This is a genomic window from Streptomyces sp. NPDC030814 (genome assembly GCF_055572155.1).
Genome location: NZ_JBVIDX010000002.1, coordinates 369,389 through 393,232, shown reverse-complemented (window position 1 = coordinate 393,232; position 23,844 = coordinate 369,389). Strand labels below are relative to the sequence as shown.

Below are 23,844 nucleotides of genomic sequence, written 5' to 3'. Positions count from 1 at the left end.
GAGATCGCCGGGTCGCAGGTCCGCCGGCGCCGGTCCGTCGCTCACTGCTTGGCGCCCACCTCGAACAGCAGATAGATGAAGGCCGCGAAGAGGTGCCCGACGGCGATGTAGATGATCAGACGCACCCACAGGGCGCGGGGGAACTTCTCTTCCAGGTCACTCATGGGAAGTCTCCGGGGTGGTCGGCCCGAGGCACAGCGCGGCGGTCGGGCTCTGCAGCAGGGTGTGGACGAACAGCAGGTCGGCGCCGTCATGATCGGCGGCGGCGATACGGTGCGGGGTCAGCGAGTCGAAGTGCGCGCTGTCCCCGGGCGCGAGCAGATGCGCGGTGTCCCCGAGGCGCAGCCGCAGCCGCCCCTTCAGGACGTACAGCCACTCCTCGCCCGGGTGGACCCGCACGATGTCGCCCTGCGAGCCGTACGGCACATGGACGCGCAACGCCTGCATCCCGCGTCCTGGGGCGCCCGCCTGCCAGTAGGTCCAGCCGCCGGCCCCAGTGGGTTCCATGTCGTCGGCCCGCACGACGGCGTCCCGTCCGGCGACCGTCTCGCCGAGCAGTTCGGAGACGGTCGTACCGTAGATCCGGGCCAGGGCCAGCAGCATCGGCAACGAGGGCTGACGCTGCCCGGTCTCCAGCCGGGAGAGGTGCGCGGGCGACAGCCCGGCGGCCCGGGCCGCCGCCTCCAGTGTCAGGGAGGCGCGGCGGCGCAGGGCGCGCAGCTGGGGGGCGACGACGGGCAGGTCCGCGTCCGCCGTGGGCTCGGGAGGGGCCGTACCCTCGGAAGGGCTCATGCCCCCATTCAGCCGCGACTTTGCCTTGGGGGCAAATTTCTTGCCTCAGAGGCAAAGCAACTCTTCCGCTCCTGCCTGCGGGCCAAGAGCCGCTCGGCGGGCCCTACCTGTTGGCCACCGCCTGCTTCACCAGGGTCTTGCCGAAGTCCCACATCAGCCCGCCGCCGCTGTGCGCGTCGTCCATCACCTCGGTGAAGGCCGCAACGAACCGGTCCACTTCCCGCTCCCCGATGATCAGCGGCGGGATCAGCTTGATCACCTCCAGATGGTCGCCGGAGACCTGGGTGAGGATGCGGTGCCGTTGCAGCAACGGCACGACGACCATCTGCGCGAAGAGCCCCTTGCGCGCCGCCTGGAGCATTGTCCACCGGCCGCGCAGCTTCAACGACCTCGGCCTGCCGAACTCGATGCCGATCATCAGACCCCGGCCGCGCACGTCACTGAGCAGCTCGTACGTGTCGACCAGCGCCATGAGCCGGCTCTTGAGCAGCTCTCCCGTGGCGCGGGCGTTCGCCACGAGCTCCTCGTTCTCCATCACCGCCAGGACGGCGAGCCCGGCGGCCATGGCCTGGGCGTTGGAGCCGAAGCTCGCCGAGTGGACGAGGACACGCTCCATCGACGAGTAGACCTTCTTGAAGATCCACTCCTTGCCGAGGGTAGCGCCCACCGGTACATATCCGCCGGAGAGCGCCTTGGCCACACACACCAGGTCCGGCTCCACGCCCTCCTCGTGCTGGTAGGCGTAGAAGTCACCGGTCCGCCCGAGCCCGGTCTGCACCTCGTCGGCGATGAGCAGCGCCTTGTGACCGCGCAGCAGTTCCTGGGCGGCGCGCAGATAGCCGGGCGGTGCCTCGTGCACCCCCTTGCCCTGGATGGGCTCCACGATCAGCGCGGCGACGTCACCCTTCTTCAGCTCCTTCGCCAGTGCGTCGACATCACCGAGCGGTACGGCGGTGTCGGGCAGCAGCGGGGCGAAGCCGTCCCGGAAGCCGTTCTCGCCGTTCACGGAGAGCGAGCCGGTGGTGAGCCCGTGGAAGGCGTGGTCGCAGTAGAGGACGCGGGGCCGGCCGGTGGCGTACCTGGCGAACTTCAGGGCGGTCTCGACGGCCTCCGTGCCGCTGTTGCCGAAGAACACCCGGTCCAGGTGCGGGCTGTGGGCGAGCAGCCGTTCGGCGAGCAGTCCGGGCAGGGGCTGGCAGTCGAAGCGGGTGAGGTCGGCGAGCTGCGCGTCGAGGACGTCGTGCAGCGCCTTGCGGACCACGGGGTGGTGGCGGCCGAGGCCCATCACCCCGAACCCGGCGAGCATGTCCAGGTAGTCGAGGCCGTCGGAGTCCCAGAAGTACGCGCCCTCGGCCCGCTCGTAGACCTTGTCGAAGCCGATGGTGTGCAACATGCGCGGCAGCTGGTGGTTGAGGTGCCGGGAGTGGAGTTCGTAGCGCTCGGCGCCGCGCTCGGCGAGCAGTCTGCCGAGGTCGAACTCCCTGGCTCCGGCGGCGGGTTCGGCGGTGGTCATGACGGTGTCTCCTCGGCGGGTTCGGCGTCGGTCGGGTCTGCCGTCGACGGTGCGCCCCTCGCCGGCGCCCTCTGCGCGGACTCCTCCCCCTGGAGCGCGTCCTTCGCGACCGCCCCCTTTTCGAACGCGTCCTTCCCGGCCAGAGTCGCGCTGATCCGTCCGGCGATGTCGACCGGCGTCAGCCCGATGTCGGCCAGCACCTCGCCCCGCTTGGCGTGCGCGAGGAACTGCTCGGGAATGCCGAACCGCCGTACGGGTACGTCCACGTCGGCGTCCCCCAGGGCCAGGGCGACCGCCGAACCGACCCCGGCCGCACGGCTGTTGTCCTCCACGACCGCCACCAGCCGGTGCTCGTCGGCGAGCCAGGGCAGCGCCGGATCGACCGGCTTGACCCAGCGGGGGTCGACGACGGTGCAGCCGATGCCGCGCGCTTCCAGCAGCTCGGCGGCCTGGAGGCACACCCGCGCCATGACGCCGACGGCGACCAGCAGCACCCCGGGTTCCCCGGAGGCCGGGGGGCGGTGCAGGACGTCCATGCCGCCGACCCGCTCCAGGGCCGGGATCTCGGGCCCCACCGACTCCTTCGGGAACCGGATCACTGTCGGCGCGTCGTCCACGGCGACCGCCTCCCGCAGCTGTGCCCGCAGCTGTTCCGCGTCGCGCGGCGCGGCGATCCGCAGCCCGGGTACGACCTGCAGGACGGACATGTCCCACATGCCGTTGTGCGACGGCCCGTCGACGCCCGTGACCCCGGCCCGGTCCAGGACGAAGGTCACCCCGCACCGGTGCAGGGCGACATCCATCAGCAGCTGGTCGAAGGCCCGGTTCAGGAAGGTGGCGTAGACGGCGACGACCGGGTGGAGGCCGCCGGTGGCGAGGCCGGCCGCCGACACCGCCGCATGCTGCTCGGCGATCCCGACGTCCCAGACCCGGTCGGGGAACTTCTCGGCGAACCTGCCGAGGCCCACCGGGTGCAGCATCGCGGCCGTGATCGCCACGACGTCCTCGCGCTCGTCGGCGATCCGGACGATCTCGTCACCGAAGACCGAGGTCCAGGACGGTCCGCCGATGGGACCGAGCGGCTCGCAGGTGAGCGGGTCCATGACGCCGACCGTGTGGAAGTGGTCCTCCTCGTCGGCGAGGGCGGGCTCGTACCCCCGGCCCTTCTGGGTCAGACAGTGGACGAGGACGGGTCCGTGGAACCGTTTGGCGCGGCGCAGCGCCGACTCGACCGCCATGGTGTCGTGGCCGTCGATCGGTCCCACGTACTTCAGACCCAGATCCTCGAACATGCCCTGGGGTGCGAACGCGTCCTTGAAGCCCTTCTTCGCCCCGTGCAGCGCCTCGTAGACATGGTGGCCGACGACGGGGGTGCGCAGCAGGACGTCCTTGCCCCAGGCGAGGAACTGCTCGTAGCCGTCGGTGGTCCGCAGAGCGGCGAGGTGGTTCGCGAGGCCGCCGATGGTCGGTGAGTAGGAGCGCTCGTTGTCGTTGACGACGATGATCAGCGGCCGGTCCTTGGCGGCGGCGATGTTGTTGAGCGCCTCCCAGGCCATGCCGCCGGTCAGCGCCCCGTCACCGATGACGGCGACGACGTGGCCCCTCTCCGCCTGGACCTGGCGGGCCTTGGCGAGGCCGTCGGCCCAGCCGAGGGCGGTGGAGGCGTGACTGTTCTCGATGACGTCGTGCTCGGACTCCTCGCGCGAGGGATAGCCGGACAGGCCGCCCTTTCCGCGCAGCTTGGAGAAGTCCTGTCGCCCCGTCAGCAGCTTGTGGACGTAGCTCTGGTGACCGGTGTCCCACAGGATGCGATCGACGGGTGACTCGAAGACCCGGTGGAGCGCGATGGTCAGCTCCACCACTCCCAGGTTGGGCCCCAGGTGACCGCCGGTCCTGGCGACCGCGTGCACCAGGAACTCCCGGATCTCCTCGGCCAGTGCACCGAGTTCCGCCTCGGTCAGCGCCTTCACATCGCGCGGTTGCCGGATGTTCTCCAGAATCGTCACGTCGGGCCCCCTCTCGATCCGTGCTCTTCAGCCCGTGTCGTCAACTCACGGTGACCGCCGGTTCCCCCGACGCGACGCCGTCCTTCTCCATCTGCTCGGCGATCTTCATCGCCTCGTCGATGAGGGTCTCCACGATCTTCGACTCGGGGACGGTCTTGATGACCTCGCCCTTCACGAAGATCTGCCCCTTGCCGTTGCCGGAGGCGACCCCGAGGTCCGCCTCCCGCGCCTCCCCGGGCCCGTTGACGACACAGCCCATGACCGCGACGCGCAACGGCACCTCCATGCCTTCCAGCCCGGCGGTCACCTCGTCCGCCAGCCGGTAGACGTCGACCTGCGCCCGTCCGCACGACGGACAGGACACGATCTCCAGCCGCCGCGGCCGCAGGTTCAGCGACTGGAGGATCTGGATGCCGACCTTGACCTCCTCGGCCGGCGGCGCGCTCAGCGAGACACGGATCGTGTCGCCGATGCCCTCACCGAGCAGCGCCCCGAAGGCCACGGCGGACTTGATGGTCCCCTGGAAGGCGGGCCCGGCCTCGGTGACGCCCAGGTGCAGCGGGTAGTCGCAGCGGGCGGCGAGCTGCCGGTACGCCTCGACCATCACGACCGGGTCGTTGTGCTTGACGGAGATCTTGATGTCCCGGAAGTCGTGCTCCTCGAACAGGGACGCCTCCCACAGCGCGGACTCCACCAGCGCCTCGGGGGTCGCCCTGCCGTACTTCTGGAGGAGCCGCCGGTCGAGCGACCCGGCGTTGACCCCGATGCGGATCGGCGTCCCGTGGTCCTTCGCCGCCCGCGCGATCTCCTTCACCTTGTCGTCGAACTGCTTGATGTTGCCGGGGTTGACCCGTACGGCCGCGCACCCGGCCTCGATCGCGGCGAAGACGTACTTCGGCTGGAAGTGGATGTCCGCGATCACCGGGATCTGCGACTTGCGGGCGATGACGGCGAGGGCGTCCGCGTCGTCCTGTGTGGGGCAGGCGACGCGCACGATCTGGCAGCCGGACGCGGTGAGTTCCGCGATCTGCTGCAAGGTGGCACCGATGTCCGACGTACGGGTGGTCGTCATCGACTGCACCGACACCGGGGCCCCGCCGCCCACGGCCACCGACCCGACCTGGATACGCCGCGAGGGGCGGCGCTCGGCGACCGGCCGGACGGGCATCTCGGGAACGCCGAGGGGCACGGCGGTCATGACATCACCCCTGTTTCCCGGAGACCGTCTCGCGCAGGGCGCGCAGCGACTCCTTCAGCGACCCCATGGTGGCGAGGACCGCGGTGGGCTCGTAGCCGCAGTGGGCCATGCAGTTGGCGCACCGCGGGTCCTTGCCGCGGCCGTACGCGTCCCAGTCGGTGTCCTCGATCAGCTCGCGGTAGGTAGGGACGTAGCCGTCGCTCATCAGGTAGCAGGGCCTCTGCCAGCCGAAGAGCGAGTAGTTGGGGATCGCCCACGCGGTGCACGGAAAGTCGACCCTGCCCTCCAGGAAGTCGAGGAACAGGGGCGAGTGGTTCAGGCGCCAGCGGCGCCGGTTGCCGCCCGCGAACGCCTTCCTGAACAGTTCGCGGGTCTGTTCCACACCGAGGAAGTGCTCCTGGTCGGGGGCCTTCTCGTAGGCGTAGGCGGGCGAGATCATCATCTCGTCGACCTTCAGGTCGTCGTTGAGGAAGTTGAGGACCTCGATGATGGTCTGCGGGGTGTCGGTGTTGAAGAAGGTCGAGTTGGTGGTCACCCGGAAGCCCCGCCGCTTGGCCTCCTTGATGGCGGCCACGGCCTCGTCGAACACGCCCTCCTTGGCCACCGACTCGTCGTGCCGCTCCCGCAGCCCGTCGATGTGCACGGCGAACGCGAAGTACGGCGAGGGCTTGAAGGTGTCCATCTTCTTGCGCAGCAGCAGCGCGTTGGTGCAGAGGAAGACGTACTTCCGGCGGGCCACCAACTGCCGCACGATCTCGTCGATGTGCGGATGCATCAGCGGCTCACCGCCGGCGATGGACACCATCGGCGCGCCCGATTCGAGAACGGCGCCCACGGCCTGGGCCACCGGCATGCGCTGCTTGAGCACCCCGGCCGGATGCTGGATCTTGCCGCAGCCCTCGCACTTCAGGTTGCAGGCGTAGAGCGGTTCCAATTCGACGATCAGCGGAAACTTGTCGCGCCTGCGGAGCTTCTGTTCAGCGAGATACGTCGCCACCTTGATGGACTGGCGGAGCGGCATGGCCATCTGGCTCACCTCCTGGGGAGCAGCAAGGAACGGTGCCATTCGTAGTAAGCGGGGAGGGCGGCACGGAGAACGCGGAAAGCCGATATTCCACCGCGTACCGTGCCGATCCGGACCAGTTCATGTTCTGGAGCGTCCACGACCACTCGGACGGCCGCAACCGGGCGTGCGCCCGATCGCACGGCGCAGTGGAGCGTGACCGCGGATTCCATGTCGACGGCGATCGCTCCGGTCGCGAACAGGTCCGACCGCTCCTGACCGCGTACGACGTGATCGGATCCGGTGAGCGGGCCGGTGTGGACCGTGCGCCCGGGTACTCCCCTTTCCAGCTCCTTGACCAGTCGTTCGATGCCCGAGCACGGCGTGACGGCGCCGCCGGGGCCGCGTGTCTCCTCGGCGACGACGAGGTCACCGGGGTGCATACCGGGGGCGAGCCCGGCGCAGAACCCCGTGGCCAGTACGGCGGCCCCGGCCAGCGCCGGGTCGGCGAGGAGCCGGGTGACGGCGCGCTCGGCGGCCTTCGGGCCCATGCCGGTGCGCAGCACGGTGACCGGTCCGCCGGCGCCGCCCCGGTCGCCGCCGCTGCGCAGGGCGAACTGCTCGATGCCGAGCGCGCAGGCGATCAGCAGCGGGGCCGGGGCGGCGGCCGCGTCCATCAGCTCGCCCCGGCCTGCAGTACGCCCGGTTCGCCGTGGACGTACCGGCCGAGGGCGGTGAGCGGGAAGACCTGCCGGTAGAGGTGGTAGTTGATGGAGAAGTCCCAAGGGAAGCCGGTCCCCGTGAAGTGGGGCTCGTCCCAGCCGCCGTCGTCGCGCTGGGTCTGTGCGAGCCATGCGACGCCGCGCTCCACGGCCTTGGCGTCCCGCTCCCCCGCGGCCAGCAGCGCGAGGAGCGCCCAGGCGGTCTGGGAGGCGGTGGAGGCGCCCTTGCCCGCCCATTCGGCGGGGTCGGGGTAGGAGCGCAGGTCCTCGCCCCAGCCGCCGTCGGCGTTCTGTACGGTCTCCAGCCAGCCCACGGCCCGGCGGATCGCCGGGTGCGCGGCGGGCAGCCCGGCGGCCACCAGCGCGGGGACCACGGACCCCGTACCGTAGACGTAGTTGACGCCCCAGCGGCCGAACCAGGCTCCGCACGGCTCCTGTTCGGCGAGCAGCCACTCGATGCCGCGCCGGGTGCGCGGGTCGTGCGCGAGGCCCTCGACCGCGAGCATCTCCACGACGTGGGCGGTGACGTCGGCGGAGGGCGGGTCGATGACCTCGCCGAAGTCGCAGAACGGCAGCTTGTTGGGGAACATGCTGGTGTTGTCGACGTCGAAGGCGCCCCAGGCGCCGTTCCTCGACTGCATGCCGAGGGTCCAGCGCACCCCGCGCGCGACGGCCTTCTCGACGCGCTCGGGGTCGTGGTGCCTCACCCTGCGCAGGGCGAGCACGACCTCGGCGGTGTCGTCGATGTCGGGGTAGTTGTCGTTGTGGAACTCGAAGGCCCAGCCGCCCGGCGGCAGTTGGGGGCGTCTGACCGACCAGTCGCCGGGGCGGACGATCTCCTCGCCGAGCATCCAGTCGGCGGCCTTGACCAGTTGGGGGTGGTCGGCCGGCAGACCGGCGTCGGCGAGCGCGATGGTCGCGAGGCAGGTGTCCCACACGGGCGACTGGCAGGCCTCGATCATGCGGGCGCCGTCCTCGCGCCACACGGCGAACCGGTCCAGTGACTCCAGGCCGGCCCGCAGCACCGGGTGCTGGAGGTCGTAGCCGAGCAGATGGAGCGCGATGACCGAGTACACGGCCGGTGGCTGGATGCCGCCCCAGCAGCCGTCGTTCTCCTGTCGCTCGATGATCCAGCGGGCCGCGCTGTTCATCGCCGCCCTGCGCAGCCGCTTCAGCGCCACCTTGTGGTAGCCGTGCAGCACCTTGTCGAGCCGCTGGAACGCGCCCTCCCAGGTGCCCACCGGGTCGAGGGGCTTCGGCGGGTTGGGCCGGACGGGGTCGGTGTGCAGTTCGTCGAGCGGGAACGGCGCGGGCCGGACCGGGCGCTTGGCGGAGACGATCGTGAGCGGCACGATGGTCTGCCGTGCCCAGCAGCCGAAGTCGTAGATGTTCAGCGGCATCCACTTCGGGAAGTAGATGATCTCCGGAGGCATCTCCGGCAGGTCGTCCCACTTCCACCAGCCGAAGAGGGCGAGCCAGATCCGGGTGAAGACCCGGGACGAGGCGATCCCTCCGCGCTCCCGGATCCACGCGGACGCCTTCGCCATGTGCGGCTCCGACGGATCGTCACCGGCCAGTCTCAGCGCGACATACGCCTCGACGGTCGCGGAGAGTTCGGGCGGACCGCCGTGGAAGGTCGCCCAGGTGCCGTCCTCGCGCTGCTCGCCCCGGATGAAGAGGGCGGCGGCCCGGGTCGTCTCCTCGTCGCGGATGCCGAGGAACTGACGGAGCAGCAGGTCCTCCGCGTCCATGGTGACGTTGGTCTCCAGGTCGCCCTTCCACCAGCCCCGGGCGTCCTGACGCGCGAGAAGGAACTCGGTGGCACGCCGCAGGGCGCGCTCGGCGGCGTCCTGGACCCCTGCCGCCACCGGGGTGTCGGTGTCGGTTTCGCTGGCCGAGGCAGCGCGGGGCGGCAGTGCCCCGGTGCTTCCGTCGGTCGTCGCTGTCATGGCTTCCCCTTCGTGCAGTGGACGGATCTCTGCGGTGGGTCGGCCGTCGGCCGGTGCGTGTCCGGTGAACAGGCACCGGCCGGCGACTACGCGGGGGCTATGCGACCGATGGCGGTCGGCGGTCGGTCGATGGCGGTCATCTCTGCCGCACGACGACGAAGTCGGCGAGCGCCGCGAACTGGTCGCGTACGTGCTCGGGCATCCGGATCGAGTCGAGCGCCTCGATGGCAATGGCGTGCTGGCGGCGCGCTTCCTCGGCGGTCCACGCCCGGCCGCCGGCCTCCTCGATGAGGGCGGCGCGGGCGGCGAACTCCTCCTCGGAGAAGTTCTCGAAGTCGCTGCTCTTGGCGTCGGCGGAGAGGAGTTCACCGAGCCGCTCGGAGGCGGGGCCGCCCGCCGCGAGCGCGGCCACCACCGGCAGGGACTTCTTGCGCTGGCGCAGGTCGCTCCAGGTCTGCTTGCCCGTGGAGACCGGGTCGCCCCAGATGCCCAGCAGGTCGTCGACGGCCTGGAAGGCGAGCCCGAGGTGGTAGCCGTACTTCTCCAGCGTGTCGGCGGTGTGGTCGTCCGCGCCACCGAGGACCGCGCCGATGGAGCAGGCGCAGGCGAGCAGGGCGCCGGTCTTGTTGCCCTCCATCTCCAGGCACTCCTCGACGGTGACCCGCTCACGGTGCTCGTAGGAGATGTCCTGGGCCTGTCCGTCGATGAGCGCACGGGTGGCCGTGGTGACCCGGCGGGTGGCGCGGGCCGCCTCGGCGGTGCCGAGTTCGAGGAGGATCTCGTTGGCGAGGACCATCAGGGCGTCGCCGACGAGGATGGCCTGGGCGGGGTCGTACGCCTTCCAGACGGTGTCCCGGTGGCGGCGCTGTTCGTCGCCGTCCATCAGGTCGTCGTGCAGCAGCGAGAAGTTGTGCACCAGCTCCACCGCGACCGCGCCGGGGATGCCGACCTCGGGGGCGGCGCCGGTGACCTCCGCGGACATGACGGCCAGTGCGGGGCGCACGGCCTTGCCGCCGTCGCCGTCGGCCGGGTTGCCGTGGGTGTCGATCCAGCCGAAGTGATAGGCCGCGACGGTGTTCATGGGGGGCGCCAGCCGCTCGATCGCCGCCCGCAGCACGGGCGTGGCCAGGGTCCGCCCGCGCTCCAGGAGCGCGGTCACGTCCACCGCGTCGGCTGCCGTCGCGGCCGGGGGCACAGTGGGCACAGTCTCTCCTCTAGTTGCGGTGCCGAGAGTGCGGGAACCGTTCGGGTGCGCTTGGAGCGTCACGCTGCCTCCTCGTAGTCGAAGAGATGGTCCCGGGGCCGGCCCAGTGCGGCGAGGGCGGCGTCCGCCGCGCCGACGCCGCTGCGGACCGCACTCTCCATGGTCGCGGGCCACCCGGTGGCGGTCCACGCTCCGGCCAGGTACAGGCCGGGTGCCTTGGTGCGGGCGCCGGGCCTGAGCCGTCCGACGCCGGGGGTGGGAGCGAAGGTCGCGGTGCGCTCCCGGGTCACGAAGAAGTCCTTCACCCGCGCGCCGCGCACGCCGGGCAACAGGTGCTCCAGTTCGGGCAGATAACGCTCGCGGAGCACCGCCACCGGCTCGTCGATCTCGTCGTGCGCGGCCGACTGGGACAGCGCCAGGTACTGGCCCTCGCCCAGCCCGGACGCCTCGGTGCGGTCGAAGACCCACTGCACTGGCGAGCCGAGCGCCGCGAAGAAGGGGCGGCTCAGCACCTTCCGGTCGTACACCACATGGACGTTGAGGATCGGCGCGGTGCCGAGGTCCAGCAGTCGCTCGGGGTGGTCGAGCGCACCCTGCGGAAGCAGGTCGTACGCCTCGCGCTGCGGTACGGCGAGGACGACCGCGTCGGCGTGCAGGCTCTCGCCGACCACCTCGACCTGCCAGCCGCCGTTCTCGCCGGCGGCGACGCCGGTGACGCGGGTCCGCAGTTCGGTACGGACGCCCGCCGAGTCGAGGGCCTTGCGGGCCAGGCGGTCGTGGAGCTCGCCCAGCGGGACGTGGGCCCAGCCGATGTCGGCCGCGCCGGGGTCGGACAGCAGGCCCGTCTTGAAGACCATCGCGGCGAGGCCGAGGGAGGCGTCCCGGGCCACCGCGTTGAGGGTGGCGACGCCCACGAGGTCCCACAGTGCCTCGACGGCCCGCGCGGACTGGCCGTGTGCGGCGAGCCAGCCGCCGAAGTCCCGCTCGTCCAGTGCCGGGTCGTCGAGGTCGAGTGTCCGGAGCGCCAGCGCGGCACGCCCCACCTTGGCGCGTTCGGCGAGCGAGAGGTGCGGGTACGTGGCCAGGCTGCGCCCGAGGTGCAGGGGGACGGGCAGCGGGTCGCGCCGCAGGCGGCCGAGCCGCCGGCCGGGTCTGCCCCGCGCGTCGAGGACCGGCACGTCGAGACGGTTCTGCAGCGGAGCCAGCGCCGCCGCGTCGATCCGGTCGAGGAACCAGCGGTAGGCGGTGCAGCAGCGCAGGTACACATGCTGGCCGTTGTCGACGGTCAGGGTGCCGCGCTGGAAGGAGAAGGCCAGTCCGCCGAGGCGCGGCCGCCCCTCCAGCAGGGTGACCCGCACACCGGCGTCGGCGAGTGCGAGCGCGGTCGTGACGCCCGCCAGTCCCCCGCCGACCACTACGGCCGTGCTGCGGGGCCGGCCCGTCCGGTCCTCGCCCGGGAGTCCTGAGGACTGTGCTCCGTCGGTCATCGCGCACCCTCCCCTGCCGGCCGGCCGGGGCCAGGGATCGGTCCGCGACAGGCCGTCGCAGTCAGGGACGCCCTCGCGGTGCGGAGGGTTGCGTACCCCTTGTCCACGATGAGTTCACCTTTGCCTGCATTGTCCATCAGACGCGCCTCCTGACGGTACGCCGGGACACATGGCGGGTGTCCAGACCGGAGAGGCCGCGCACCGCGACATAGGCCTTCTCGCGGCCGGGCAACGAGACACGACCGCGCAGCACCGCCCCGGGCTCGCGCTCGATGCGGTCGAGCAGCCGCCGGTAGATACCGGCCATGGCGGCGACACAGGCTCCGCTGCGCCGGTCCAGCATCGGCAGGAGTCGGTAGCCCTCCGCGAAGAGGGCGCGGGCCCGGCGCACCTCGAAGTGCACCAGACCCGCGAAGTCGGAGTCGGCCGGCGGGAGCGGCCCGGCGAACCCCGCCGAGCAGCCGAACTTCGCGAGGTCGTCGCTCGGCAGATAGGTCCTGCCGCCCTGGGCGTCCTCGCGAACGTCCCGGAGGATGTTGGTGAGTTGCAGGGCGAGTCCGAGGGTGTCGGCGTACTCCGGCGCGCGCTCCGCTCCCCGCGCCCCGGGTTCGGTGCCGAAGACGCCGAGCGAGAGCCGTCCGATGGCGCCGGCGACGCAACGGCAGTAGGCCTTCAGATCGTCCCAGGTCTCGTAGGTCTCGCCGCGTACGTCCATCAGGACGCCGTCGATGAGTTCGTCGAGGGCGTCGAGCGGGACGGGAAAGCGGCTCGCGGTGTGGGCGAGGGCCACCACCACGGGGTCGGTGTCGTCCTCGTCGACGGTGCCCGCGCGGACGCGGTCGAGCAGCGACCGGGTCTCCTCCAGCCGGGCCGTCTTGACCTCGGCGGCGAGCGCGCCGTCACCGATGTCGTCGACGCGTCGTGAGAACGCGTAGAGAGCGGACATCGCACGGCGCTTGGGCGTCGGCAGCAGCCGGATGCCGTAGGCGAAGTTGCGGGCCTGTTGTCCGGTGACGGCCTCGCAGTAACTGTAGGCGGCGAGTACCGGCGCGGACGCGTGTGGTTCCGACTCCACGGTCCGGATCACCCCTCTCCTCGCAGGGCCGCGCCCACTTCCCGCAGCAACCGGAGCCTGCCGGGCTTGGGTGGGCCGGGAAGTACGTCGAATCCGGCGGCGGCGATCGCATGGACGGCCGCCCTTCCTCCCGCCACGAATCCCGCGAGGAGCAGCCTCAGCCTGCCGTGGACGCTCCCCACCAGCGGGGTGCCCTCGTCCAGGAGGTTCCGGGCGCGTTCCGCTTCGTACGCGACCAGTGCGCGCACCGATGCGCCCGCGACGGGTGCGGCGAGGTCCGCTTCCTGGACATGGAAGCGTTTCAGGTCCTCGGCGGGCAGATAGACGCGGTCGCGGCGGAGGTCCTCGGCCACGTCCTGGAGGTGTTCGATGATCTGGAGCGCGGTGCAGATGGCGTCGGAGAGGCGCGTCCGTTCGGGGGTGGTGGTGCCCGTCACGGCGAGCACCAGGTGACCCACGGGGTTGGCGGACAGTTCGCAGTAGGCGAGCAGGTCGTCGTAGGTCTCGTACCGCTTGACCAGCTGGTCCTGGCGATTGGCGGCGATCAGGCCGAGGAAGGGCTCGGGGCTGAGGCAGTGGCGGCGGACCGTGCGCTGGAGGCCGCGCAGCAGCGGGTGGCTCGGGGTGGCGTCGAAGACCTTGCGAAGGTCGGCCTCGAAGGCGTCGAGGAGGAGGAGCCGGTCGTCGGCGTCCTCGGGGGAGACTCCCAGGAGGCGGGCGTCGGCACCACCGGGGGCGAGATCGCCGTCGCCGATGTCGTCGACGAGGCGGGCGAAGCCGTAGAGCGCCGTCAGGTCGTCACGCCAGGCCCTGGGCAGGAAGAACGGCGCGACGGGGAAGTTCTCGGCCGCGGCTTTGTGGAGGGTGTCGCGCTCCGGGTCGCCGGTGCGCGCCGTCCCGCTATCGGTCACCGCCCGTCACCCGGCGCGGGGACGGCGGAAGCGTTGTTGAGCTGGGGAGTTTCCGAAGCCATGGCCGTCACATCTCCCGTTCTACACTGCCGACCCAATACGCACTATTTCGGACACGCCGCCCGATAGTCAGCGTGTGCGACGGATGCCGGGTGTCGCGCATTATGGACCCACTTGCCGCGATTCGGCACCGGTACAGCTTACGTTCTACAACGCACCGTGCTCCGTCGGGGTGTCCCGCGCATCACAAGAAAGCACCGATTGCCCCCAAGGTTCCTCTGGGTGGCCGGAGTTGACTGTTCCTTGCCGGACTTGGCCGTTCCTTTGCGGACGCCCGGCTCCCGTCTCCTCAGCAGACGCCGGGCCCCACCGGAGCAGTTCCGGCGGGGCCCGGCGTCGTGACGGGCTACTTGCCCGTGAACTTCTCGTACTCCTTCAGGACCTCTTCGGTCGGACCGTCCATGCGCAGCTCGCCGCGTTCCAGCCACAGGACCCGGTCGCAGGTGTCCCGGATCGACTTGTTGTTGTGGCTGACGAGGAAGACCGTACCGGCCTCCTTGCGCAGCTCGCGGATGCGGGCCTCGGAGCGCTTCTGGAACTTGCGGTCACCCGTGGCGAGGGCCTCGTCGATCATCAGGACGTCGTGGTCCTTGGCCGCCGCGATGGAGAAGCGCAGCCGCGCCGCCATGCCGGAGGAGTAGGTGCGCATCGGCAGGGTGATGAAGTCGCCCTTCTCGTTGATGCCGGAGAAGTCGACGATCTCCTGGTAGCGCGCCTTGATCTGCTCGCGGGACATGCCCATCGCGAGGCCGCCCAATATGACGTTCCGCTCGCCCGTGAGGTCGTTCATCAGGGCGGCGTTGACGCCGAGGAGGGAGGGCTGGCCGTCGGTGTAGACCTTGCCCTTCTCCGCGGGGAGCAGACCGGCGATGGCGCGCAGCAGGGTGGACTTGCCGGAGCCGTTGGAGCCGATGAGGCCGATGGCCTCGCCGCGGTAGGCGACGAAGGAGACGCCCTTGACGGCGTGCACCTTGCGGACACCCCGTTCCTCGCCGCGCTTCAGGATGCGGCTGAGTGCGGCGGTGGCGCTGCCCTTGCCGGTCTTGGCGCCGTTGACGCGGTAGACGATGTGCAGCTCGTCCGCGATGACGGTGGGGACTCGGGTGTCAGCCACGGCCGTACCTCTCCTCCGCCTTCCAGAAGTACACGAAACCGCCGAGCGCGACCAGCACGGCCCAGCCGCTCGCGACCGCCCACACGTGCGGGGGCAGGTTCTCCGAGCCGTAGCCGTCGATGAGCGCGAAGCGCATCAGGTCCATGTAGATGGCGGCCGGGTTCCACTGGAGGACGTCGCTGATCCACTGGGGATGTTTGGCCAGCATCACCGGGATGGAGAACATGACGCCGGAGGCGTACATCCAGGTGCGCATGACGAACGGCATCAGCTGGGCGAGGTCCGGGGTCTTGGCTCCCATGCGGGCGAAGACGAGGGCCAGGCCGGTGTTGAAGCAGAACTGGAGCGCCAGCACCGGGAGGATCAGCAGCCAGGACAGCTTGGGGTAGCTGCCGAAGCCGATCGCCACGGCGAACATCACGATCATCGAGAACAGCAGCTGCTGGAGCTGCTGCAGCGCGAAGGAGATGGGCAGGGAGGCCCGGGGGAAGTGCAGCGCGCGCACCAGCCCGAGGTTGCCGGAGATCGCGCGGACGCCCGCCATCACCGAGCTCTGGGTGAAGGTGAAGACGAACACACCCGTGACCAGGAACGGGATGTAGACCTCGCGGGACATGCCGCGGTCGGCGTCGAGGATCAGGCCGAAGATCAGGAAGTACACCAGCGCGTTCAGCAGCGGGGTGGCCACCTGCCACAGCTGGCCGAGCTTGGCCTGGCTGTACTGCGCGGTGAGCTTCGCCTGGGAGAAGGCGAGGATGAAGTGACGCCGCCCCCACATCTGGCGGACGTACTCGGCGAGTCCGGGACGGGCACCGCTCACGGACAGCCCGTACTTGGCGGCCAGTTCCGCCGCGGAGAGCCCGTCATCGGGCGACGGGCGGTCGCTCACCGCGAGCCTGCCGTCATGCGTTGTCTCACTCACAAATGGATACTTTCGTCCTCAAAGTGCGCAGCCTGGTCGGGCCGAGGCCGAAACCTGGGACCGGGTACCGCCGCATGCTCTCAGATATCGAGCTTGTCAGATGACGGGAGGTCGGCCCAGTCGGGTCAGGCGCCACACCGTACGCCACTTCATGGGCCGGCGGGGACCGCAGGCGCTCGTCCAGCCCTCCTTGAAACCGCCGAACCACGCCTTCAGGGCCGGGCCCGAGGGCTTGCGCAGCAGGGTCAGCAGCAGCCAGACGCCCAGGTAGACGGGCACGAGCAGGGCGGGGAGGTTGCGGCGCGCGAGCCAGACGCGGTTGCGCGCGACCATGCGGTGGTAGACCGCGTGCCGGGAGGGCGCGGTCGTCGGGTGGTAGAGCACCATGTCGGACCGGTAGTCGATCATCCAGCCCGCGTCGAGGGCCCGCCATGCCAGGTCGGTTTCCTCGTGTGCATAGAAGAACTCGTCCGGGAGCCCGCCGACTTCGGCCAAGACGCGGGTCCGTACGGCGTTGGCGCCGCCGAGGAAGGTGGTGACCCGGGAGGAGCGCATCGGGTCGGAGGCACGCAACCGGGGCACATGGCGCCGCTGGGTCTCACCGGTGTCGGGGTCGGCGATGCGGAAGCTGATGATGCCGAGCCGCGGGTCGGCCTCGAAGGCCTTGCGGCACAGCTCGGCAGTGTCGTGGTGGGCGAGCAGACCGTCGTCGTCCAGGAAGAGGAGGACGTCGACGTCCCGGCCGCCGGGGCCGAACGCCTCGATGCCGACGTTGCGGCCGCCGGGGATGCCGAGGTTCTCGGGCAGCTCGACGGTCCTGACGCCCTCGGGGACGTCCGGGACGGGTGAGCCGTTGCCGACGACGACCACCTCGACCCGGTCGCCCTCCTGCTTGGCGACCGAGTCGAGGAGGGCGCGGAGTTCGTCGGGGCGGTTGCCCATGGTGATGATGACCGCGCCGACCTTCATGCCGCCGCTCACTTCAGCCTGCTGGAGGCGAGGATGGACACCAGGTGCAGCAGGGTCTGCAGCAGGGCGATGCCCGCGAGGACGGCCACTCCGAGCCGGGAGTAGAAGAGGTCGCCCCGGGCCTGGTCGACGATCGCGAGGACCAGGACCAGCAGGGACGCCTCGACACCGAGGATCAGCCGGTGGAACTTGAGCGCGGCGGCGGCCCGGCGGGCCAGTGCCATGCCGGAGGAGCGCGGCACCGACGCCGACTCCTGGACCGGCGGCTTCCCGGTCTGGTGCCGGGCGACTCCGACGAGGTCGGTCTCCGCCTTGATCAGGATGGCGCCGAGAGCGGCGAGGGTGCCGAGGAAGGCCCACAGCCAGTCGATCCGGCCGGTGCCCCACAGGTCGGCGGCGCGCAGGCCGAAGCCGACGAGCACGGCCGCGTCGCAGAGGTACGCGCCGACCCGGTCGACGTAGACGCCGGCGATCGAGTACTGCTTGCGCCAGCGGGCGATCTCCCCGTCGACGCAGTCGAACAGCAGGTACAGCTGGACCATCAGCACACCGAGGACGGCGCCCCAGATGCCCGGAACGAGCAGGGCCGGGGCGGCGAGGACGCCGAAGACGGTCATCAGGTAGGTCAGCTGGTTGGGCGTGACCCGGGTGTTCACCAGGTGCCGGTCGATGCGCAGGGAGATTTCGCGCATGTAGAGCCGGCCGGCCCAGTGCTCGCCGCTCCGCCGGTCCTTCACCCCCGGGGGGTGAACGACCGGTCGGAGCTCAGCTACCGATGGCTTTGGCATAGTCGGCGTATGCGTCCTTGATCTGCTCGGTGCTCAGTTCGAGGTGTTCGAGGATGGTGTAGCGGCCCGGCCGGGTCTGCGGCGCGAACTCCACGACCTTGACGAACTCGTCGATGGTGAAGCCGATCTCCTCCGGGAGGACGGGCAGCCCGTGGTGGCGCAGGACCTCGGTCATCTGACCGGCGATCTCCTTGTCACCCCGCAGGAACGTGGCGAAGGCGCCACCCAGTCCGCACTGCTCGCCGTGGAGGGCGTTGCGCTTGGGGAAGCTGAGGTCGAAGGCGTGGCTGATCTCGTGGCAGGCGCCCGAGGCGGGACGGCTGTCGCCGGCCACGGACATGGAGATCCCGCACAGCACGAGGGACTCGGACAGGGTCGTCAGGAAGTCGTCGTCGCCGATGCCGCCGGGGTGGCGGAGCACGGCCTCGGCGGCCTGGCGGGCCATCGCGGCGGCCAGTCCGTCGACCTTCTCGCCGGTCTCGCGGCTGGACAGCTCCCAGTCGGCCACGGCGGAGATCTTGCAGATCACATCGCCGATGCCGGCCCGCACGAAGCGCACCGGGGCCTCACGGATGACATCGAGGTCGATGACGATCCCGATGGGGTTCGGCACACCGTACGAGCCGCGGCCCGCGTCGTTGTCGAGCGTGGCGACCGGGGAGCACAGGCCGTCGTTGGCGAGGTTGGTGGCCACCGCGACCAGCGGCAGGCCCACCCGGGCCGCGGCGTACTTGGCGCAGTCGATGACCTTGCCGCCGCCGAGCCCGATCACGGCGTCGTAGTGACCGCCCTTCTTGATCGAGTCGGCGAGCCGTACGGCGCCGTCGATGGTGCCGTCGGCGTCGCAGAACCAGTCCGCCTCCGGCAGCGCGGGGGCGAACCTCTCGCGCAGCGCCTGGCCGGAGCCGCCGCTGATGGCGAAGGCCATCCGGCCCGACGGCGCGATGCGCTGGTCCGACAGAATCGTCGCCAGGTCATCGAGCGCGCCGGGACGGATGTCCACGACGACCGGCGAGGGGATGAGCCTCGTCAGTACTGGCACGCGATCTCACGTCCCTTGGCGAGGTCGTCGTGGTTGTCGATCTCGACCCACTTGACGTCACCGATGGGCGCCACGTCGATCTTGAAGCCGCGGTTCACGAGCTCCTGGTAGCCGTGCTCGTAGAACTGCTGCGGGTCGGTCTCGAAGACCGTCTTCAGCGCGTCGGCCAGCTCGTCGGCGGCCTCGCCCTCGATGAGGGTGACGCCGATGTACTCGCCGGAGGCCTCCGCCGGGTCCATCAGCTTGGTGATCTTCGTCATGCCCTTCTCGGGGTCGACGACGACCTTCATCTCCTCGTCGGCCAGCGACTTCACGGTGTCGATGGCGAGGATGATCTTCTTGTCGCCGCCGCGCGCGGCGAGCAGGGTCTTCTCGACGGAGACCGGGTGCACGGTGTCGCCGTTGGCGAGGATCACCGAGTGCTTGATGGCGTCACGGCCGCACCACAGGGAGTAGGCGTTGTTCCACTCCTCGGCCTTGTCGTTGTCGATCAGGGTGATCTTCAGGCCGTACTTCTGCTCCAGCGCCTCACGGCGCTCGTAGACGGCCTCCTTGCGGTACCCGACGATGATCGCGACCTCGGTCAGGCCGATCTCGGCGAAGTTGCCGAGCGTGAGGTCGAGAACGGTGAGGCTGTCCTCGTTCCCCTCCGGGCCGACCGGCACCAGAGCCTTGGGCAGGGTGTCGGTGTAGGGGCGCAGACGCCGTCCGGCGCCGGCCGCCAGCACGAGGCCGATCATGCGGGTTCTCCTTCATCGTGTACGGCGGGTGCGCCGGTTTTATGGGCGGTCACCCAGAAGCGGATGCTCTCGAGGAGCACCACGAGCGCCACGGCCACGGCGAGAACCGTGAGCGCGACTGTGAACTCTGTGGGCGCGAGCAGCGCGGCCAGGACGGTGACCAGCAGCGTCCTGCCTTCGTGACCGCCGATCGCCCGCACCAGCCACCGCGGCGGCGCGCCGGCGTCACCGCGGATGCGGTACACCGTGTCGTAGTGATGGTAGGCGACAGCCGCCACCAGCCCGAATGCCGCGGGGAGGGCTCCGTTCACCTCGGCTTTGGCCGCCAGTACAAGAACGGTGCCGTACTCGGCGGCGCGGAACAGCGGGGGAATCAGCCAGTCCAGGGCCCCCTTGAGGGGACGTGCGACGGCGTCCGCCGAGACCAGGACGTACACGGCGGCGGCGAGGACGACCGACCAGCCGGGCCCGTCGATCCAGGCAGCGAGCACCAGGACGGCGGCGCCCGCGAGGGCCAGGAGCTTGGCGAGGACCGGGTAGCGGCTCGGCATGACGCGGGAGAGAGCCTCGGCCAGAGGGCCGCTGTCGGCGAGGTCGGCCAGTGCCCGTGCCGCCCGGTCCGTCCGCTGTGCCTTGCGGGTCAGCGAGCGCAGCACACGGCCCGCCGTGGTGTAGGTCGCAGCGAACGCGCAGCCGATGAGGAGCGCGTAGAAGGTGATACGGGGCGTGGTGGCCGCCGTCAGGACCGCGATCATCGCCCAGCGTTCGCCGATCGGCAGCACGATCATGCGCCGTACCCACACCGTCCAGCCGACGCTGTCGAGCTTGCCGGAGAGGGCGGCGGTGGGGCTGGTGTTGGCGGTGGCGTCGTGGTTCGCCTCGTTGAAGGAGAAGTCGACGACGTGGCGGCAGGTCTGCAGGACCATCGCGCCGAGGGCGAGCGCCCACACGTCGTCACCACCCCGGGCGGCGCCGAGCGCGAGGCCCGCGTAGTAGGCGTACTCCTTGGCGCGGTCGAAGGTGGCGTCGAGCCAGGCGCCGAGCGTCGAGTACTGCAGCGAGTAGCGGGCCAGCTGACCGTCGGTGCAGTCCAGGACGAAGGAGAAGATCAGCAGCAGGCCGGCCGCGACGAACCCGCCGCGGGTGCCGGTGGCCGCGCAGCCCGCCGCGATCAGGGCGGTGACGAGTGAGGCCGTGGTGACCTGGTTCGGGGTGAGACCGCGGCGGGCGCACCAGCGGGCGATGTAGCGGGAGTAGGGGCTGATGAAGTGCGTGGTGAAGAAGCCGTCGCGGGATTTCACGGCCGTCCGCAGCCGGACTGCCTCGTCGTCGACGGCGGCGACCGCCTGGCGGGCCTCGTCGCGGGTCTGCGGGTCGGCGGGGACCACGGCGACCAGGGTGCCGAGGTCGGGCCGGTACAGGGGGACGCCGTCGGCATCGAGCGCGGCGACCACCCGGTCGGCGATGCTGTCCACGGCGACGGCGGTGGTGCCGCCCGCGTCGGAGTTCTCGCGGGCCAGCGCCCGGTCGAGGGCCTGGCGTGCGGCGGCCTGCACGGTCACGGCGCCCGGCAGGGCGGCGGCCTCGAACCGGGGGTCGGTGAGGCCCAGGCGCAGCGCGTGGACGTGTCCCACGAACCGGGCGTCGACGATCGCGACCCGCTGACCGGCGGGAACGGTGGCCAGGAGCGTTTCGGCGTCACCGGCGTCGGAGGCGACCCGCACGTCGAAGCCGAGCGACCGCAGATCGCCCTCCAGCGACGATCCGGGGACCGGCTGACCGGTGAGGATGGCGGTCGACAGACGAACTCACTCCCTGGGTGCCGACGCGACCGCGCCGGGCATGTGCGTGGTGGAGAGACCCCGGCCCGCTACGGTCCGGCGGCGTGTCGGCAGAGGTTATCGGATGAAGGGAAACGAGGATTCACCGCCCGTTCACGGCCCGATCAGGTGGGCCTGCTGGGGCTCCGCCGCGATCATCATCGGGGATTCGGGGGCCACGCCACAAACTCCGGTTCGCATATCGGCTCATAGGCGATATACGACGAAGCCCGCGACCGACTGCCACAGAGTCAACAATCTTCAACATCAACCAACAGAAACTATCAACGAGGCCAGGGCGGCACCGTTAAGGTAGGTGCCCATGACTTGGCTGATCACAGGCGGAGCCGGATATATCGGCGCACACGTGGCGAGGACCCTGGCCGATGCCGGAGAACAGGTGGTCGCCCTGGACGACCTCTCGACCGGCGTCCCCGGCCGCCTCCCCGACCGCATCCCGCTCGTCCACGGCTCCGCCCTGGACGGCGACCTCCTCAAGCGGACTCTCGCCGAGCACGCCGTGACCGGTGTGGTGCATCTGGCGGCCCGCAAGCAGGTCGGCGAGTCGGTGGCCCAGCCGATCCGCTACTACCAGGAGAACGTGGGCGCACTGGCCACCTTGCTCGACGCTGCGGCCGGTGCGGGAGTGAGACGGTTCCTGTTCTCGTCCTCCGCCGCCGTGTACGGCAACCCGGACGTGGACCTCATCACAGAGGAGACCCCGTGCGCCCCGATGAGTCCCTACGGCGAGACCAAGCTCGCCGGGGAGTGGCTCGTCCGCGCGGCGGGCCGGGCACACGGCATGGCCACCGTGTGTCTGCGGTACTTCAACGTGGCGGGCACCGCCGAGCCCGAGCTCGCCGACACCGGCGTCTTCAATGTGATCCCGATGGTCTTCGACCGCCTCACCCGCGACGAGGCACCCCGGATCTTCGGCGACGACTACCCGACCCCGGACGGCACCTGCGTCCGCGACTACATCCATGTCGCCGACCTCGCCGAGGCGCACCTCGCCGCGGTCCGACGGCTCGCCGCGCTGGACACGACCGACCACCTGACCGTGAACATCGGCCGTGGCGAGGGCGTCTCGGTGCGCGAACTGGTCACGCTGGTCGGTGAGGTGACCGGCGACCGCCGGCCCGCGCTCGTCGAAGCGCGCCGCCCCGGTGACGCGCCGCGCGCCGTCGCGTGCGCCGCGCTGGCCGAGCGGGAGCTGGGCTGGACGGCCCGGCGCGGGGTGCGCGAGATGGTCGAGTCGGCATGGGCGGGCTGGCGCCTGCACCGCGGTCTCCAGCCCGGTTCCCGATCATGACACCACTCTGACCTGCGTATCGTTTCCGCAGGTCAGAGCACATGACAACGGTGTTCAGTGCCGCGTTGCCGTATACCCCCCGCCCGTAGTTGACTGTGGTCCCGGAGCCGGACACACGGACACGGAAGGGCGGACTCCATGGGGGCTGGGCACGATCACGGGCACGCGCATCATGCGCCGACCAGTGGTACGGCGGCAGCGGCGTACCGCGGGAGGCTGCGGATCGCGTTGTCGATCACGCTCACCGTCATGGTGGTCGAGATCGTCGGTGGGGTCCTCGCCGACTCGCTCGCACTCGTCGCGGACGCGGCGCACATGGCGACGGACGCGGTGGGCCTCGGCATGGCGCTCCTCGCGATCCACTTCGCCAACCGCCCGCCCAGCGGCAACCGCACCTTCGGTTACGCCCGCGCCGAGATCCTCGCGGCACTCGCCAACTGCCTGCTGCTGCTCGGCGTCGGTGGCTATGTGCTCTTCGAGGCGATCCAGCGCTTCATCACCCCGGTCGGCACCGAGGGCGGTCTGACCGTCGTGTTCGGCGCGATCGGCCTGGTCGCCAACATGATCTCGCTGACGCTGCTGATGCGGGGCCAGAAGGAGAGCCTGAACGTACGGGGCGCCTTCCTGGAGGTGGCCGCGGACGCGCTCGGCTCGCTGGCGGTCATCGTCTCTGCCCTGGTCATCCTGCTCACCGGCTGGCAGGCCGCCGACCCGATCGCCTCGCTGATCATCGGAGTGATGATCGTGCCGCGCACGGTGAAGCTGCTGCGCGAGACCCTGGACGTCCTGCTTGAGGCGGCCCCCAAGAACGTCGACATGGCGGAGGTCCGGGCCCACATCCTCGCCCTGCCCGGCGTCGAGGACGTCCACGACCTGCACGCCTGGACCATCACCTCCGGCATGCCCGTCCTGTCCGCCCATGTCGTGGTCGGTTCCGAGACGCTCGACTCCATCGGCAACGAGAAGATGCTCCACGAACTCCAGGGCTGTATCGGCGACCACTTCGACGTCGAGCACTGCACCTTCCAGCTGGAGCCCGGCGGACACGCGGCGCACGAGGCGAAGCTCTGCCACTGATCACCGGCCACCGGCCTCCGCAGCCGGCCTCCGCCGTCGGACACGCGGTGCGCCACGGGTCCGCCTGCCTGCTTCGTAGGTGCATCCGGGTACGCCATCCGGCCGGGTTTCGACGGTCGCGCCCGGCCGTACGGGATCTG

Annotated in this window: 22 protein-coding genes; 2 read left to right on the top strand and 20 right to left on the bottom strand. The window is 70.6% G+C overall.

Annotated elements, in window-relative coordinates:
• Positions 1-41 precede the first annotated feature (41 nt).
• The 20 genes from ACZ43N_RS05215 to ACZ43N_RS05120 form a co-directional block, all read right to left on the bottom strand.
• Positions 42-164 (bottom strand): DUF6126 family protein, encoded by a 123-nt coding sequence (locus tag ACZ43N_RS05215; protein ID WP_468095086.1) that lies wholly within the window; start codon positions 162-164, stop codon positions 42-44.
• Positions 157-792, bottom strand: coding sequence for a helix-turn-helix domain-containing protein (locus ACZ43N_RS05210; protein WP_468095085.1), 636 nt, complete (start codon positions 790-792; stop codon positions 157-159). Before ACZ43N_RS05210 ends, ACZ43N_RS05215 begins: the two co-directional genes overlap by 8 nt.
• Positions 793-895: 103 nt before the next feature.
• On the bottom strand, positions 896-2,305 hold the full coding sequence (locus ACZ43N_RS05205; protein WP_468095084.1) for an aspartate aminotransferase family protein: 1,410 nt from the start codon (positions 2,303-2,305) through the stop codon (positions 896-898).
• Entirely contained in the window at positions 2,302-4,311 is a 2,010-nt protein-coding gene (gene dxs / locus ACZ43N_RS05200; RefSeq protein ID WP_468095083.1) for a 1-deoxy-D-xylulose-5-phosphate synthase, read from the bottom strand. The genes ACZ43N_RS05205 and dxs overlap by 4 nt, the downstream gene beginning before the upstream one ends.
• A 40-nt stretch (positions 4,312-4,351) precedes the next feature.
• Complete coding sequence (ispG, locus tag ACZ43N_RS05195) at positions 4,352-5,509, bottom strand: flavodoxin-dependent (E)-4-hydroxy-3-methylbut-2-enyl-diphosphate synthase (RefSeq protein ID WP_468095081.1); 1,158 nt, start codon at positions 5,507-5,509, stop codon at positions 4,352-4,354.
• A gap of 4 nt (positions 5,510-5,513) precedes the next feature.
• On the bottom strand, positions 5,514-6,536 hold the full coding sequence (gene hpnH / locus ACZ43N_RS05190; protein WP_468095079.1) for an adenosyl-hopene transferase HpnH: 1,023 nt from the start codon (positions 6,534-6,536) through the stop codon (positions 5,514-5,516).
• Between the two features lie 5 nt (positions 6,537-6,541).
• Positions 6,542-7,189, bottom strand: a complete 648-nt coding sequence (locus ACZ43N_RS05185; protein WP_468095078.1) for a phosphorylase family protein — start codon at positions 7,187-7,189, stop codon at positions 6,542-6,544.
• Entirely contained in the window at positions 7,189-9,183 is a 1,995-nt protein-coding gene (shc, locus tag ACZ43N_RS05180; protein WP_468095076.1) for a squalene--hopene cyclase, read from the bottom strand. Before shc ends, ACZ43N_RS05185 begins: the two co-directional genes overlap by 1 nt.
• A gap of 136 nt (positions 9,184-9,319) precedes the next feature.
• On the bottom strand, positions 9,320-10,387 hold the full coding sequence (locus tag ACZ43N_RS05175; protein WP_468095075.1) for a polyprenyl synthetase family protein: 1,068 nt from the start codon (positions 10,385-10,387) through the stop codon (positions 9,320-9,322).
• Positions 10,388-10,446: 59 nt separating this feature from the next.
• Positions 10,447-11,874, bottom strand: coding sequence for a hydroxysqualene dehydroxylase HpnE (gene hpnE, locus ACZ43N_RS05170; RefSeq protein WP_468095073.1), 1,428 nt, complete (start codon positions 11,872-11,874; stop codon positions 10,447-10,449).
• Positions 11,871-12,011: a DUF6380 family protein gene (locus ACZ43N_RS05165; RefSeq protein WP_468095071.1), complete on the bottom strand. Its 141-nt coding sequence runs from the start codon at positions 12,009-12,011 to the stop codon at positions 11,871-11,873. The genes hpnE and ACZ43N_RS05165 overlap by 4 nt, the downstream gene beginning before the upstream one ends.
• Positions 12,011-12,961 carry a presqualene diphosphate synthase HpnD gene (gene hpnD, locus ACZ43N_RS05160; protein WP_468095070.1) on the bottom strand — a complete coding sequence of 317 codons (951 nt, stop codon included), beginning with the start codon at positions 12,959-12,961 and terminating at the stop codon, positions 12,011-12,013. The genes ACZ43N_RS05165 and hpnD overlap by 1 nt, the downstream gene beginning before the upstream one ends.
• Positions 12,958-13,860, bottom strand: coding sequence for a squalene synthase HpnC (hpnC, locus tag ACZ43N_RS05155; RefSeq protein ID WP_468095069.1), 903 nt, complete (start codon positions 13,858-13,860; stop codon positions 12,958-12,960). Before hpnC ends, hpnD begins: the two co-directional genes overlap by 4 nt.
• Positions 13,861-14,266: 406 nt before the next feature.
• Entirely contained in the window at positions 14,267-15,034 is a 768-nt protein-coding gene (locus ACZ43N_RS05150) for an ABC transporter ATP-binding protein (RefSeq protein WP_468095067.1), read from the bottom strand.
• Complete coding sequence (locus ACZ43N_RS05145) at positions 15,027-15,956, bottom strand: ABC transporter permease (protein WP_468095066.1); 930 nt, start codon at positions 15,954-15,956, stop codon at positions 15,027-15,029. Before ACZ43N_RS05145 ends, ACZ43N_RS05150 begins: the two co-directional genes overlap by 8 nt.
• A gap of 96 nt (positions 15,957-16,052) precedes the next feature.
• Complete coding sequence (locus ACZ43N_RS05140) at positions 16,053-16,925, bottom strand: glycosyltransferase family 2 protein (protein ID WP_468095065.1); 873 nt, start codon at positions 16,923-16,925, stop codon at positions 16,053-16,055.
• Positions 16,926-16,933: 8 nt separating this feature from the next.
• The gene (locus ACZ43N_RS05135) at positions 16,934-17,662 is read right to left on the bottom strand and encodes a CDP-alcohol phosphatidyltransferase family protein (protein WP_468095064.1); all 729 of its coding nucleotides are present in this window, start codon (positions 17,660-17,662) and stop codon (positions 16,934-16,936) included.
• A 28-nt stretch (positions 17,663-17,690) separates the two neighbouring features.
• Entirely contained in the window at positions 17,691-18,755 is a 1,065-nt protein-coding gene (locus tag ACZ43N_RS05130; RefSeq protein WP_107461799.1) for an iron-containing alcohol dehydrogenase family protein, read from the bottom strand.
• Complete coding sequence (locus tag ACZ43N_RS05125) at positions 18,743-19,495, bottom strand: phosphocholine cytidylyltransferase family protein (protein WP_009339281.1); 753 nt, start codon at positions 19,493-19,495, stop codon at positions 18,743-18,745. The genes ACZ43N_RS05130 and ACZ43N_RS05125 overlap by 13 nt, the downstream gene beginning before the upstream one ends.
• Entirely contained in the window at positions 19,492-21,297 is a 1,806-nt protein-coding gene (locus ACZ43N_RS05120) for a DUF5941 domain-containing protein (RefSeq protein WP_468095515.1), read from the bottom strand. The genes ACZ43N_RS05125 and ACZ43N_RS05120 overlap by 4 nt, the downstream gene beginning before the upstream one ends.
• A 340-nt stretch (positions 21,298-21,637) precedes the next feature.
• Here ACZ43N_RS05120 and galE point away from each other — a divergent pair, with 340 nt between their 5' ends.
• Both galE and ACZ43N_RS05110 read left to right on the top strand, forming a co-directional pair.
• Positions 21,638-22,627: a UDP-glucose 4-epimerase GalE gene (gene galE, locus ACZ43N_RS05115; RefSeq protein WP_468095062.1), complete on the top strand. Its 990-nt coding sequence runs from the start codon at positions 21,638-21,640 to the stop codon at positions 22,625-22,627.
• 138 nt (positions 22,628-22,765) lie between these two features.
• The gene (locus tag ACZ43N_RS05110) at positions 22,766-23,704 is read left to right on the top strand and encodes a cation diffusion facilitator family transporter (protein WP_468095061.1); all 939 of its coding nucleotides are present in this window, start codon (positions 22,766-22,768) and stop codon (positions 23,702-23,704) included.
• The last annotated feature ends 140 nt before the right edge of the window (positions 23,705-23,844 follow it).